At 73.2% G+C, this 11,750-nt stretch carries 12 protein-coding genes; 5 read left to right on the top strand and 7 right to left on the bottom strand.

Annotated elements, in window-relative coordinates; genetic code table 11:
- Nucleotides 1-260: 260 nt before the first annotated feature.
- From FB558_RS13645 to FB558_RS13635, 3 genes are read right to left on the bottom strand one after another with little or no spacing between them, the layout of a single operon-like run.
- Complete coding sequence (locus FB558_RS13645) at nucleotides 261-1,286, bottom strand: NAD(P)-dependent alcohol dehydrogenase (RefSeq protein WP_142052548.1); 1,026 nt, start codon at nucleotides 1,284-1,286, stop codon at nucleotides 261-263.
- Entirely contained in the window at nucleotides 1,283-1,981 is a 699-nt protein-coding gene (locus FB558_RS13640) for an iron-sulfur cluster assembly protein (protein WP_142052545.1), read from the bottom strand. Before FB558_RS13640 ends, FB558_RS13645 begins: the two co-directional genes overlap by 4 nt.
- A 2-nt stretch (nucleotides 1,982-1,983) precedes the next feature.
- Nucleotides 1,984-2,997, bottom strand: a complete 1,014-nt coding sequence (locus FB558_RS13635) for an amidohydrolase family protein (protein ID WP_142052543.1) — start codon at nucleotides 2,995-2,997, stop codon at nucleotides 1,984-1,986.
- 184 nt (nucleotides 2,998-3,181) lie between these two features.
- Between FB558_RS13635 and FB558_RS13630 the strand changes: the two genes are divergently transcribed.
- Nucleotides 3,182-4,675 (top strand): AAA-type ATPase lid domain-containing protein, encoded by a 1,494-nt coding sequence (locus FB558_RS13630; protein WP_142052540.1) that lies wholly within the window; start codon nucleotides 3,182-3,184, stop codon nucleotides 4,673-4,675.
- A 94-nt stretch (nucleotides 4,676-4,769) separates the two neighbouring features.
- Nucleotides 4,770-5,429 (top strand): TrmH family RNA methyltransferase, encoded by a 660-nt coding sequence (locus FB558_RS13625; RefSeq protein WP_142052537.1) that lies wholly within the window; start codon nucleotides 4,770-4,772, stop codon nucleotides 5,427-5,429.
- A 103-nt stretch (nucleotides 5,430-5,532) separates the two neighbouring features.
- On the opposite strand, the gene FB558_RS13620 is transcribed toward FB558_RS13625, so the two are convergent.
- On the bottom strand, nucleotides 5,533-5,940 hold the full coding sequence (locus tag FB558_RS13620) for a DUF4262 domain-containing protein (protein ID WP_170231288.1): 408 nt from the start codon (nucleotides 5,938-5,940) through the stop codon (nucleotides 5,533-5,535).
- 997 nt (nucleotides 5,941-6,937) lie between these two features.
- On the opposite strand from FB558_RS13620, the gene FB558_RS13615 reads away from it, so the two are divergent.
- Nucleotides 6,938-7,642 carry an HAD family hydrolase gene (locus FB558_RS13615; RefSeq protein ID WP_246106409.1) on the top strand — a complete coding sequence of 235 codons (705 nt, stop codon included), beginning with the start codon at nucleotides 6,938-6,940 and terminating at the stop codon, nucleotides 7,640-7,642.
- 15 nt (nucleotides 7,643-7,657) lie between these two features.
- Entirely contained in the window at nucleotides 7,658-8,080 is a 423-nt protein-coding gene (locus FB558_RS13610; protein ID WP_142052531.1) for an NUDIX domain-containing protein, read from the top strand.
- 144 nt (nucleotides 8,081-8,224) lie between these two features.
- Here FB558_RS13610 and FB558_RS13605 read toward each other — a convergent pair whose 3' ends face one another.
- Nucleotides 8,225-8,863 (bottom strand): DJ-1/PfpI family protein, encoded by a 639-nt coding sequence (locus FB558_RS13605; RefSeq protein ID WP_142052528.1) that lies wholly within the window; start codon nucleotides 8,861-8,863, stop codon nucleotides 8,225-8,227.
- Between the two features lie 22 nt (nucleotides 8,864-8,885).
- Nucleotides 8,886-9,863 carry a GlxA family transcriptional regulator gene (locus FB558_RS13600; protein WP_211366377.1) on the bottom strand — a complete coding sequence of 326 codons (978 nt, stop codon included), beginning with the start codon at nucleotides 9,861-9,863 and terminating at the stop codon, nucleotides 8,886-8,888.
- 78 nt (nucleotides 9,864-9,941) lie between these two features.
- Here FB558_RS13600 and FB558_RS13595 point away from each other — a divergent pair, with 78 nt between their 5' ends.
- The gene (locus FB558_RS13595; protein ID WP_142052521.1) at nucleotides 9,942-11,006 is read left to right on the top strand and encodes a glycoside hydrolase family 76 protein; all 1,065 of its coding nucleotides are present in this window, start codon (nucleotides 9,942-9,944) and stop codon (nucleotides 11,004-11,006) included.
- 18 nt (nucleotides 11,007-11,024) lie between these two features.
- Here the strand turns inward: FB558_RS13595 and FB558_RS13590 are convergent, their stop codons facing one another.
- Entirely contained in the window at nucleotides 11,025-11,717 is a 693-nt protein-coding gene (locus FB558_RS13590) for a DedA family protein (protein ID WP_246106408.1), read from the bottom strand.
- Nucleotides 11,718-11,750 lie beyond the last annotated feature (33 nt).

The raw sequence follows: 11,750 nt of genomic DNA, 5'->3' as shown, positions 1-11,750 counted from the left end.
GCGCCGGACGTCGCATCCGTTGGACCGATTGCGACACAGCGTCTTCAGAGAGTCACGGTTCCGCGCCTTCCTGACGGCCCGCCGCGCCGCTCGCCGCCCCCGCGGGACCGCAGATGGACGTCACGCCGGACGACCGGGAGCAGGAAGACGCCGAACGGGCCGCCGACCGGTCGAGCTGCACAGTTCCTGAACGCACCTTGGAGCCGTACTGCTGTCCGGAGGCCCGGAAAACAGCAGTACGGCTCCAAGGTGGGAATGGATCAGGGAATCAAGATCGCTCTTCCGCGGACCCTTCCGGCCTCCAGGTCGTCGATCGCCTTCTGGAAGTCGGCGAGCGGGTACGTGGTGGTGTGCAGCACGACCCGGCCGCGGGCGGCCAGCACCATCAGCTCGCACAGGTCGGAGTAGCTGCCCACGAGGTTGCCGATGATGTTGATCTCGGCGGAGACGAGGTCGATCGTCGGCACGTCGACGTTCTCGCCGTACCCCACCACGTGGTAGTCGCCCGCCCGCCGCGTCATGGCCAGGCCCTCGCGGGTGCTGCCGCCCTCGCCGACGAAGTCGACCACCACCTCGGCGCCCTCGCCGCCGGCCAGCTCCGCCACCTGCGCGACGTGCGTGCCGTCGGCGACGACGCCGTGGTCGGCACCGATCGAGCGCGCCAGCGCGACGGCGTCCGGATTGCGGTCGACCACCACGAGCTCGGCCGCGGTGATCGCCCTGAGCACCTGGATGCCGATGTGCCCGAGACCGCCGGCGCCGATCACCACGCACCGGTCCCCCGGGCGCAGCCGCCGGGCCGCCTTCGCCGCGGCGTGGTACGCGGTGAGACCGGCGTCGGCGAGCGCGGCGACGCCGGCCGGCTCCAGCGAGTCGTCGAGCTTCACCACGCTGCGCGCCGTCGTCCGCAGGTACTCGGCGTAGCCGCCGTGGGTGTCGATGCCGGGGAACCGGCTGCGGGCGCAGTGCACGTCGTCACCGGAGCGACAGGCGCGGCACAACCCGCAGGTCATGAGCGGGTGGACGATCACCTTGTCGCCCTCGGCGACGTTCGTGACCGCGCTGCCGACGGCGTGCACCCAGCCGGCGTTCTCGTGGCCGATCGTGTACGGCAGCGTGACGCCGGACTTCTCGGCCCACTGCCCCTCGAGGATGTGGACGTCGGTGCGGCAGACCCCGGCGCCGCCGACCCGCACGACCACGTCGTGCGGATCCACCACGGTCGGGGCCGGGACCTCGGTCATCTCGAGGTCGCGGTGGTACCCGACGACCTGGACTGCTCTCATGACGCCTTCTCCTGGGGGGTGTCGGGGTAGCGGGTGCGCAGCAGGCCGCGGCAGAAGTGCGCGTTGCCCTCGATCGAGATGCGGGTGGAGCGGGCCATCCGCAGCCGCAGCGGCACCTCGTCGGCCGGGTAGGGCGTGCCGTCGGGGTCGACCAGTACCGGCAGGCCGGGGTCGTCGCCGAGCCCGATGGCCGCGCGCCGGCGCAGCAGGGCCGCGGTGGCGTCGTCGGCGGGGAGGTCGCCGAGCGTGACGCCGTGCAGGTCGTCCTCCGTCCGGTCGCGGTCCGCCCGCAGCAGCCGCGTCAGCACCCGCTCCATCGCGGCGGTGTGCGCCTTGCGCCTGAAGGTGTCCCGCAGCTCGTCGAGGCTCTCCTCGGCCTCGTGGGCGAACGTGCCGCGGTAGCCGGCGTCGGCCGCCAGGCCGCGGTTGATCAGGTCGGAGTCGTGGTGGTCGTCGAGCTCTACCGTCACGCGGCGGCTCCACGGCAGCGCGACGAGGGCGTCCTTGGCGTCCGAGGCCATGAGGTAGGCGAAGTTCGGTGAGCAGAAGGAGGTGGGCAGGCGCAGGTGCACCGTGACGGCGTCGCCGTCGACGTCGAGCGAGCGGACGAAGCCGAGATCGGTGATGGGCTCGTCCAGCTCCGGGTCGACGACCGCGTGCAGGGCCTCGAGCGCGTCCCGTTCGGGGGTGGACATGCTCAGGCCACCGCCACGGCCTGCGGCTCCTCGCGGGGCAGCTGCAGCTCGGCCGGTACCGGGATGTCGTACATCGCCGCCGCGTTGAGCCCGAGGATCTTCTTCTTCTGCGCCGTGGTGAGCGGGGCGTACTCGGTGAGGTCCTCGGGGATCTGGAAGTCGACGAACCGCTCGATCAGCCAGCGCGGCGTCCAGAGCGCGTAGTCGCTGGAGAACTGGATCCGGTCCTCGTCCAGCCAGTACAGCAGTTCGCCGATGATCTGCGCGAAGTACTTCGGCCGGGTGTGGATGAACGGGATGGCCACCGCGAGGCCCGCGTGCACGTTCGGTTCCTGGGTGGCGATCCAGCAGAAGTCCTCGAGCCGCGGCAGGCCGCAGTGCTCGATCACGAAGTTCAGCTCCGTGAAGTCGGTCGCGACCTTGTCCACGTCGGCGACGTCGAACGCGTCGCGGTCCAGCGGCCGGATCGTCGGGCCCTTGTGGATGTGGATGTTCTTGATCCCGAGCTCCTGCGCCGCCTCGAGGTAGCGGTAGGACCACGGGTCGTCGAGCTTCCAGCCGCGGGACTGGCCGTGCCACTCGGCGGTGTAGAGCTTGGCGCCCTTCAGACCGAACCGCTTCGCGTCCTCACGGAGCTGCCGCAGGCCCTCCTCCCCGTCGCGCGGGTCCCAGTAGTGGTTGTAGGTCAGCTTGTCCGGGTGCGCCTTCGCCAGCGCCGACGCCTCCTCGGTCTGGCCGAACCCGGTCCTGTAGAACTCGCCGAGCCGGGCGGGCTGGAAGATCGCGTGGTCGACGTGGCCGTCGGTGAACAGGTCCTTCATCAGCCGCTCGCCGCCCTGGTAGAGGTACTCCTCGTAGGGCCAGACCTCGGATTCGGGGCTGAGGTTGCGGTGGTAGTCGTAGAAGCAGTCGATGAACTGCTTGCCGTGGATGTTGCGCTGGTTCTCCGGGCGCGCGTCCCAGAGCGCGACGTGCGCGTCGACGATGAAGTAGTTCTCGCCGTCCTTGGTGTACACCAGGCGGTTCCTCTCTCGCGTGACAGCAGTGGCACTCCTCGTGAGCGGCGACGCTAGGGACGCGCCGCTTGCGCCGGAGCCGCCCGACGTCTCAATCTGAGACGGACGATCGGTGGCGGAGCCTGCGCGGTGTGTCACAGTCGGGGGGCGGGAGACGCACCGGAGCGTCCGACGGAGGTTCGGGATGGACGAGCAGGCGCACCTGTCCGAGCGCGAGCAGCTCGCCGCGGCACGCCGCGGCGCGACGGCGGTGACGTCACGGCTGTCCGCGTCCTGGCGCCGCAGCGAGAGCTACGGCGTCTCCCTGGACGCGGTCAACCCGGTCTTCGCGGGCCAGGTCGACGACGGGTCCCTCTTCTACGAGTGCGGGCAGGAAGTGCTGCAGAACCTGCACGCGACGCTCGCGAACGAGCCGATCAGCCTGATGCTCACCGACAACGCCGGGCTGGTGCTGAGCCGGATGTGCAGCGAGTCGGCGCTGCTGCAGGCCCTCGACCGGGTCTACCTCGCACCCGGCTTCGCGTTCTCGGAGCGGGAGGCCGGGACGAACGGGCTCGGGCTCGCCCTCGCCGACCGCACACCGTCGCTGGTGCGGGCCGACGAGCACTACTGCACCGGCCTGTGGGGCTACACGTGCGCGGCGGTCCCGGTGACCGACCCGGCGAGCGGTTCCCTCGTCGGCAGCGTCAACCTGACGACCTGGTCGCGGCAGTCCGACGACCTGCTGCTCGCGCTGGCGCAGATGGCCGCGGGGCACACCGCGGCGCTCATGCTGGCGCGGTCGCGGGGTGCGCAACCCCGGTCGTCCCCGCGCGGCGAGGTGTTCCGGGTGGCCCCGGTCGAGCACGACGCGTCCCCGCCCGCGCTGTCGGCCGCCTGGCGCACCGCGGTGGACGCCGCCGCCGCGGCGCTGGCGGACGACCGGGTGGTCGCCGTCGTCGGAGAGGCCGGTGCCGGCAAGAGCGCGCTGCTGGCCGCGGCGCACCGGCGGGTCCGACCGCACGGCCGGGTCCTGAACGCCCGGCCCCCGGAGCCGCGCGACGCGGAGTCCTGGCTCGCGCTCTGGACACCTGAGCTGGGCAAGGACCGCACGAGCGTGGTGGTCGGGCGGGTCGACGGGCTTCCCTCGTGGGTCGCCGCGGAGCTCGCGGGGATCTTCGAGCGCGTCGCCCGCGCCGAACCCGGCCGGCCCGGACGCCACCGCAGGCCCTACGCGCTGACGGCCGAGGACCCGGCGGCGATCCCCGCCCCGCTGCAGCGGCTGGTCGACGAGGTGGTGGAGGTCCCGGCGCTGCGCTACCGCCCCGACGACGTGCTGCCGCTGGCCCGGTGGTTCGCCCGGCGCGCCCGCGGCCGGGAGGTCCACTTCACCCCGGCGGCCACCCGCGCGCTGGCCGCCTACCACTGGCCGGGCAACGCCACGCAGCTGCAGCGGGTGGTGCGGGAGGCGGTCACCCGTGGCGACGTCGTGGACGCCCGGCACCTCGCGGCCGAGGTGTTCAGCGGCGCCACCCGCCGGCTCACCCGGATCGAGACGATCGAGCGGGACGAGATCGTGCGCTGCCTGCTGGAGCCCGGCGTCACGGTGAACCGGGCGGCGGCCGAGCTGGGCATGAGCCGGGCCACGATCTACCGCAAGATCTCCCAGTACGGCATCCGGGTGCCGGGCCGCGGCTGAGGCCGGGACCCCCGCGACGAACGGCACTCTCGTCGGTACCTAGCCGACGAGAGTGCCGTTCGTCGGCGGGAGGGGGCCGGGCATCATCGCCGATGTGAGTGCCGAGGATGCCGGAACGGGGCCCAGCGAGTGGGCGGTGCCGGGGCAGGTGGGAGTGGGTCCGTGGCCGGGCGCGTGGCCCCGCGACGAGCGGTACGACCCCGAGCTGCTCGAGCACGGCGACGCCCGCAACGTGGTGGACGCCTACCGCTACTGGCGTCGCGACGCGGTGGCGGCCGACCTCGCCCGCCGCGCCCACCCGTTCCACGTGGCGATCGAGAACTTCGGCCACGACCACAACATCGGCACGGTCGTGCGCACGGCGAACGCGTTCGCCGCTGCCGGCGTGCACATCGTGGGCAGGCGCCGGTGGAACCGCCGTGGCGCGATGGTGACCGACCGCTACCTGCAGGTGCACCACCACGAGACCCTCGCCGGCCTCGCCGGCTTCGCCACCGCGAACGGGCTGGTGGTCGTGGCGGTGGACAACACGCCCGGCGCGGCGCGGCTCGAGACCGCCGACCTGCCCCGCGAGAGCCTGCTGCTCTTCGGGCAGGAGGGCCCGGGTGTCACGAGCGAGGCCCGCGCCGTGGCGGGCCTGACGGTGTCGATCGCCCAGTTCGGCTCGACCCGCTCGATCAACGCCGGTGTGGCGGCCGGCATCGCGATGCACACCTGGATCCGGCAGCACGCCGACCTCGATGCGGCCTGGTGAGCTCGCCCATGCGTGGCGACCGCTCGCACACACCTCCTGACCCCGGCACACAGGACAGGTCCTCTGTGCCGAGATCGAGAGGTGTGTGCGGGCCTGCGGCGGATCAGACCGGCACCAGCTCGTCGGCCGGAACGACCAGCAACGCGGGCACCGGAGGGCCGCCGGGCAGCTGGTAGAGGTCGTTGGCGGCGAACAGCCAGTCGGCCGACTCGGGGAACGTGAGCAGGTGCACGTCCCCACTGCGCAGGCGGATCCGCTCACACGGAGAGAGGACGTGGCCGAGGCGGACCAGCTCGCCGAGGTCGTTGAGCACGGTGGCCGAGACGGCGGGAGCCGTGGCGAACAGGATGAGCTCCGGGTGCCGGAACCCGGACAGCCCGACCGTGTAGACGAAGGGCGGGCCGTCCTCGTCGCCCGGGACGGCGTGCAGCGCCCAGCCGTGCCGGCGGATGGTCTCGCGCTGCCAGGCGTCGTGCTGGTCGGCCCGGTGGACGGAAGCGGTGTTGTCCATGGACTCGAACATGCATTCGAACCCCGACGGAATCGCGTGTGGCGCGCCGAACGGTGCGGTGGGGCCCGCCCGGTGCCGACCGATCGCCGGGCGGTCGTCTGGAGATCGTGAACGCAGTAGGGACCGGGGGCTTTCGGGTGGGCGGGTTGCGGTGGGCGCGCCGTTCCCGGCTCGAGACCACCTGCCCCACCCTGTTCCAGGTGTCACTCGCAGTCCGGTCCGGCGCCGTACCCGACCTCCGGTGGCGAGGGTGGACCGGTTGGCACAACTGCCGGGTGACGTGGTCACCGTGGCGGCCGTCCCCGACCTGGCCCCGGCCGGTTCACGACGAGCCCGTCCCTGTCGGGTGCCACTCGTCCGGCTGTGGTGCCGTTCCCCAACCCCTCCGACACGGCGTTGATCAGCGAACCGGGGACTTGAGCCGCCCCTGTGCAGCGCATGTCCCGTTTCCGCTGATCACGAGGAAGGGCCGCCTCGAACCGGTCCGATGATCACCAGTATGGGGTGGAACGGGACCACAGCAAGGTGCGCGCGCACGCGGCAGCGACCGGCTCGTCCGGAACGGGCCTGGGCCAGGTCGGGAACGGCCGCCCACCCAGCCACATATTCGGTAGTTGCACCAACCCGGCCACCTCGCCGACGGGTGGGGGTCGAGGGCCCGGGCCGGGGCGAGGGGCAGTGGTCTCGAGCCGGGAACGGCCCGCCCACGGGAGTTTCATGGTCAGATCGACGCCAGGGCTGTTGGATCACCCAGAAATCGCCGTGTCGACCTGATCATGCGCGGGTGCGTTCCGCGGAACGCGCGAACGGCCATGATCGGCAGAAGTGGTATAAGAGCGACAGATCTGTCGCCGTGACACCACTCTTGGCGATCACCCCTGCGAGAAGGGCGTGCTGGGCAGCGCTGCTGCCGCCGGAGACCGCGGACTTGCGGAACGGATCGGGCCGTCGGCGTAACCCGTGTGCCCACCCTCGGCGAGCATGGCACGCTCTCCGGATGCACATGGTCGAGCCCGGTGGGAGAGCCTGCCTCCTCTTCGACGCCGACGACACGCTGTGGGAGAACAACGTCCTGTTCGAGCGCGTGATCGATGCGTACCTCGACTGGCTGGCGCACCCGACGCTCGACCGGGCCGCCACCCGTGCGGTGCTCGACGAGGTGGAGCGGGCCAACGTCGTCGTGCACGGATACGGCAGTGCGAGCTTCCTGCGCAGCCTGCACGACTGCTTCGAGCGGCTGAGCGAGCGCCCGGTGACCGACGCGGAGGCGCGGGAGATCGAGGAGCTCGCGGCGGCGCTCGCGTTCGACGAGGTCGAGCTGGTACCCGGCGTCGCGGACACGTTGGCCGACCTCGGCAGCCGCCACGACCTCGCCCTGCTCACCAAGGGCGACCCCGCCGAGCAGCAGCGCAAGATCGACGCCTCCGGTCTCGCGCACCACTTCACCAGCGTCCACATCGTGGCGGAGAAGCGCGCGGACACCTACCGCGCCCTCGCGGCGGAGCTGGGTCTCGCGCCCGGGTCGACGTGGATGATCGGCAACTCCCCGCGCTCGGACATCCTCCCGGCCCGCGCCGCCGGCCTGCGCGCGGTGTTCATCCCGAACGCGCACACCTGGGTGCTCGAGGAGGACGAGCTCGACCACGCCGACGACGGGGTGCTGCACCTGCGGCACTTCCGGGAGCTCGTCCAGCACTTCTGACAGGGGAGAGTTCTGATGTCCGTCGACCCGCGCGTCGATCCGGCGGTGTCCTGCGTGTTCGTCTGCCACGACGATGCCGGGCGCGTGCTGCTGGCCCGCCGCGGCGCGGGCGCCCGTGACGAGCCGGGCACCTGGGACACCGGCGCGGGCGCCCTGGAGCACGGCGAGTCGTTCGCCGACGCCGTCCGGCGGGAGGTGCGCGAGGAGTACACGGCCGCGGCGCTGGACGTGCAGACGATCGGCGTCCGGAACATCCTGCGCAGCGGCTCGCACTGGGTGGCCGTCGTCAACGCCGTGCGCGTCGATCCGGCGGCCGTCGCGATCGGGGAGCCGCACAAGTTCGACGAGCTCGGCTGGTTCGCGCTCGACGCCCTGCCGTCCCCGCTGCACTCGCAGCTCCCCGCGACGATCGAGCTGTTCCGGGCCGCCGCGCGCTGACGAGGCGAATGATCACTACGAGCCGCACGCCTCGACCGTGCCGGGAGCCTTCGTGTGCGGCTCGGACAGATCACGGCGATCGAGAAGCACGCCACGGCTGCGCGTGCCGCCGCCACGTGCTTCTCGCGCCGATCACCGTTCGCGTCAGGAGCGGATCTTCGCGTACTCCCCCACCCGCTCCATGACGACCGCGTCCACCTTGCTCGGGTGCCCCGCGTCGAACGGCGGCTGCGGGTCGTACTCGATGAACACCTGCGCTGCCCGGGCCGCCACGTCGTCGACGAGCAGCTCGGCCAGCCGGAGCGCCATGTCGATGCCCGACGAGACGCCGGCCGCGGTGATGATCCGCCGGTCGAGGTGCTCCACGACCCGCTGCTGCACCGGCTCCGCCCCGTACTGGCGGAGGAAGTCGTAGATGCTCCAGTGGGTCGTGGCGGTGAGGCCGTCGAGCAGGCCGGCGGCGGCGAGGGCGAGCGAGCCGCTGCACACCGACGTCGTGAACCGCGTGCGCGGGTGCACGGCGCGCAGCCAGTCCAGGTAGGGTCCGCCGCCCAGCAGCTCGCGGGTGCCGACCCCGCCCGGCACCACGACGACGTCGGGCGCGGGCACCTCGTCGAACGCCGCGTCGACGGTGAGACCGAGGAACCCGTTCTCGGTGCGCACCTCACCGCGCTGCTCGCCGGTGAACACGACGTCCAGGTCGGGGATGCGCTGCAGCACCTCGTAGGGCCCTATCGCGTCGAGCGCGGTGAGGCGGGGGAACAGGGCGATGGCGACCTGCACGGTCGGCTCCTTCCGGGAGGGTTCAGGCGTGGACCACCGCGAAGCGGCGGCGGTAGTGGTCGGGTGGCACGCCCAGCCGGCGCAGGAACGCGCGGCGCATGGTCTCGGCCGAGCCGAAGCCGGCCCGGGCGGCCGCGACCGCGACGAGCACCGGCTCGGACTCGAGCACCCGGCGCGCGGTGTCGACGCGCACCTGCTCGACGTAGTCGCCGGGCGGGCAGCCCAGCGCCCGGGTGAACTCGCGGCTGAAGTGCCGTTCGCTCATGCCGACCCGGGCGGCGAGCACGGACACCCGCAGGTCGGCGGTGGGGTCACCGTGGATGAGGTCCTGCGCCTCGCGCACGCCGGGCCGGCGGGCGGGCGGCGTCCACACCGGCCCGGCGAACTGGCTCTGACCGCCGGGGCGCCGCAGGAACACCACCAGGTGGCGGGCGACCTGCTGGGCCACCTCGGCGCCGTGGTCGGCCTCGACGAGCGCGAGGGCGAGGTCGATGCCCGCCGTGACGCCCGCGGCCGTCCAGATCCGGCCCTGCCGCAGGTAGATCGCGTCGGCCCGCACGTCGACGGCAGGGTGGGCGCGGGCCAGCTCGGCGGCGTAGTGCCAGTGCGTCGTGGCGCAGAGCCCGTCGAGCAGGCCCGCGCAGGCGAGCGCGAAGGCGCCGGTGCACACCGACACGACGCGCTCGGCGCGCTCGGCGGTCCGGCGCAGCCAGCCGACGTACGGGTCCCCGTCGGACATGGTGAGCGTGCCCGTGCCGCCGGGCACCAGCAGCGTGCCGACGGGACCCGACTCGGGCAGCGGGCCATCGGCCACCAGCTGCAGCCCGCTGTGCGCCCGCACCGGCCCCGGCTGCTGCGCCACCAGGGCGACGCGGTAGCCGGGGCCGACCCCCCGGTGCTCGAGGAGCCGCCCGGCTCCCGCGAGCACCTCGTGCGGCCCCACGACGTCGAGCGGCTGGACGCCGTCGAACAGCGGGATCAACACCTCATGGGCGCGCACCTCACGAGCGTCGCCCGGCCCCGCCATGGCGTCAACGACGGGGATCCCACGGTTTCGGCCATCGGGCAGACTGGCCGGATGGCTGCCGCGGACGTCGACTGGTCGGAACGGGCGGGCATCGCCGAACGGGCGGTCGTCCGCCGGCACCTGCGGCGACTCGGCGGTGTCCTGCCCGGCACGCGGATCGGCCGGGTCCGCTGGCCACGCCGCGTGCCCGCGCCGATCGTGCCGTGGCACTACTGGTGGCAGGCCCACCTGCTCGACTGCCTGGTGGACGCGCAGCTGCGCGCCCCGCAGCGGCAGCGGGCCAAGGCGATCGCGGCGCTGGCGCGCAGCGTCCGGCTGCGCAACGGCGGGACGTGGCTCAACCGCTACTACGACGACATCGCGTGGCTGGGCCTCGCGGTGCAGCGCGGGGGCACCCTGTGCGGCCGCTCCGGGCCCTCGGCGCTGCCCACGATCACGGCGCGGCTGCACGACGGCTGGACCGAGGGCGGCGGCGGTGGCATCTGGTGGCGCCGCGACGACGACTTCAAGGCCGCCCCCGCCAACGGCCCGGCGGCGATCCTGCTGGCCCGCGACGGGCAGTCCGCGTTCGCCGCGGCGATCACCGACTGGATGGCGGAGACCCTCGTCGACCCGGAGTCCGGCCTGGTCCGCGACGGTGTGCGGATCGCGCCCGATGGCAGCATCCGCGCGGTCGAGCCGTACCTGTACACCTACAACCAGGGCGTCTACCTGGGCGCCTGCGTCGAGCTGGCGGCGCGCGACGGGCACCAGCGCTGGACCGACCGGGCGATCGCGCTCGTCGACGCGCTGCGCCAGCGGCTCGCCGGACCGGACGGGGTGCTGCCCGGGTCGGGCGGCGGCGACGGCGGGTTGTTCGCCGGGATCACGGCCCGCTACCTCGCCGACGCGGCGCTGCGCGTGCCGGAGCTGGCCGACGCCGCGGCCGGGCTCGTGTTCGCCAACGCCGAGGCGGCCTGGAAGGGCCGGGCCGAGATCGCCGGCGGGCCGGTGTTCTCCGCGGAGTGGCGCGACCCGGCACCAGAGCCGCGGCGCGGCGTGCCCGAGGCCGACCTGTCGGTGCAGCTCGGGGGTTGGATGCTGGTGGAGGCGGCCGCCCGCCTGCAGGTGACCTGAGCCCGCCGAGCGGGTGCGTCAGGCCGCGTCGCGGAGGTCGGGGCTGTCCTCGGGGTGCGGCGCCGTCTCGTCCACGGGCTTGCGCACGTCCTGGACGTACCGGTAGAGGCCGTAGCCGCTGCCGACGACGAAGAACCCGACGGCGAGGATCGTCGCCACCTCCTTGAGCCACGGCAGCGTGTCGAGCAGGCCTGCGCCGTAGTAGCCCAGCATGATCAACGTGGGCACCCAGATCACCGCGCCGACGGCGTTGGCCACGATGTAGCGGCGGTTGTCCATCCGGGCCGCGCCGGCGATCATCGGCGCGAGGGTGCGCACCCAGGGCAGCCAGCGGGCCACGACGATCGCCCAGAACCCCCAGCGGTCGAAGAACGCCGCCGCCCGCTCCAGGTTGGCGCGGTTGAGGATGCGCCCCTCCCGGCGGGCCAGCATGCGGGTGCCGGCGTACCGGCCGACGAGGTAGCCGACCTGGTTGCCCGCGACGGCGACGGCGGCCGCCACGAACCCGAGCGCCCACGCGCTGCCCTCGTGCGCGCCGTGGGCGAGCACGACGCCGGCCGCGAGCAGCAGCGAGTCGCCCGGCAGGAACATCCCGACGATGAAGGCGCACTCGAGGAACACGAAGGTGAGCACGACGGCCCACACCGTGATCGGCCCGGCGGCCTCCAGCGGCCCGGCGAGGGCGAGCTGCTGTGCGGCGGCGATGGTCACGGGGCTCCAGGGTAGGCGCTCGACCCACCCCGG

Origin of the sequence: Pseudonocardia kunmingensis (assembly GCF_006716445.1) — a bacterium.
Taxonomy (GTDB): Bacteria; Actinomycetota; Actinomycetes; order Mycobacteriales; family Pseudonocardiaceae; genus Pseudonocardia; species Pseudonocardia kunmingensis.
The sequence above is the reverse complement of the archived record's forward strand: the minus strand, read 5'-3'. Positions and strand labels throughout refer to the sequence as shown.